Origin of the sequence: Thioalkalivibrio sp. ALE19 (assembly GCF_000428605.1) — a bacterium.
In the GTDB taxonomy this organism is placed as follows: Bacteria; Pseudomonadota; Gammaproteobacteria; order Ectothiorhodospirales; family Ectothiorhodospiraceae; genus Thioalkalivibrio.
The window spans coordinates 1-1,269 of sequence record NZ_AUAG01000064.1 but is presented as its reverse complement, the minus strand read 5'-3'; the positions used below and the strand labels follow the sequence as shown (position 1 = coordinate 1,269).

2 protein-coding genes and 2 pseudogenes are annotated in these 1,269 nt (G+C 59.8%); all 4 read left to right on the top strand.

Annotation, left to right across the window (positions count from 1 at the left end; translation table 11 throughout):
• Window positions 1-101 precede the first annotated feature (101 nt).
• Window positions 102-242: pseudogene (rhuM, locus tag F787_RS17300) on the top strand (RhuM family protein); the annotation flags it as partial.
• 140 nt (window positions 243-382) lie between these two features.
• Window positions 383-629 (top strand): annotated as a pseudogene (locus F787_RS16655) (nuclease-related domain-containing protein); the annotation flags it as partial.
• Window positions 630-697: 68 nt separating this feature from the next.
• Window positions 698-931, top strand: a complete 234-nt coding sequence (locus F787_RS0114005; protein WP_018871046.1) for a glucose-6-phosphate isomerase — start codon at window positions 698-700, stop codon at window positions 929-931.
• Window positions 918-1,175, top strand: a complete 258-nt coding sequence (locus tag F787_RS0114000; protein WP_028492587.1) for a type II toxin-antitoxin system RelE/ParE family toxin — start codon at window positions 918-920, stop codon at window positions 1,173-1,175. The genes F787_RS0114005 and F787_RS0114000 overlap by 14 nt, the downstream gene beginning before the upstream one ends.
• Window positions 1,176-1,269 lie beyond the last annotated feature (94 nt).

Genomic DNA, 1,269 nt, shown 5'->3' with positions numbered 1-1,269 from the left:
TCAGCCTCCCGTTCGCTCATCGGGCACAATACTCATCCACTCCCGGGCATGAAACAGGGGTGCCTTCTCTCGCGGTATGCAATCAGACGAGACCTGACATCTACAGCCTGCCGATGATCCTGGCCGTCGGCTACCGGGTGCGTTCCCCCCGGGGCACCCAGTTTCGCCAGTGGGCCACTGCCCATCTGGAGGAGTACCTGGTCAAGGGCTTCGTCATGGACGACCAGCGCCTGAAGGATCCCGGCGGCGCAGAGACGAGGCACCGGAGGCCGATGCCGAGGACTTGCAGGAGCTGGAGGCGCTGGAGGAGCGGATCAGGAAGGAGGGCAAGCCATGAATGCTGCCTCCTCTGCCATGCGGCTGGGGGCCATGGGCCTTGTAGACCGCGGTCGGCACCACGCAGATCGCTCATGTGCTGGTGTCGCGGTTCGGCATCTTCGTCATCGAGACGAAGAACATGCGGGGGCTGGATCTTCGGCGGTGAGCTTCAGGCCCAGTGGACCCGGAAGATCTACCGGCGGTCGTTCCGGCTTCAGAACCCGTTGCGCCAGACCCGACGGGCGTACGTGGAGGGTTTGCGGGAGCGTCACGCGGCGCTGGTGGCACCCGGTTGTCCGCAATGTGGCAGCGCTTGATGTCTTGATGTTTTGATGTGTTGACGCTAAAGTCTCTTGGTGTGGTTGTGTGGAGGAGCTCCATGAGCGAGACACCGAAACGTTCGACGGTTTATTTCGATCCTCAGTTGCATGCGGCGCTGCGGCTGAAGGCTGCGCATACGAATCGTTCCTTGTCGGATATCGTCAACGAGGCGGTTCGTGCGGCATTGGCCGAGGATCAGGAAGATCTGGCGGCGTTCGAGGAACGGGTCTCCGAGCCAACCATGAGCTATGAGGCCCTGCTCGATGATTTGAAGGCTCATGGAAAGATATAGGCTTGTATTCAAGAAGTCCGTTGCCAAAGACCTTCGTTCAATCCCGAACAAAGATGTGGCTCGCATTCTTCAGCGCATGGAGGCGCTGCAGGATGATCCCCGTCCGGTCGGCAGTGAAAAGCTCTCGGGACAGGAGCGCTACCGCATCCGGCAAGGCGTGTACCGAATCATTTACGAAGTGGTGGATGACCTCCTGGTCGTGACGGTTGTGAAGGTCGGTCATCGTAAGCAGGTCTACATGTAAGGTCTCGTCTGATTGCATACCGCGAGAGAAGGCACCCCTGTTTCATGCCCGGGAGTGGATGAGTATTGTGCCCGATGAGCGAACGGGAGGCTGA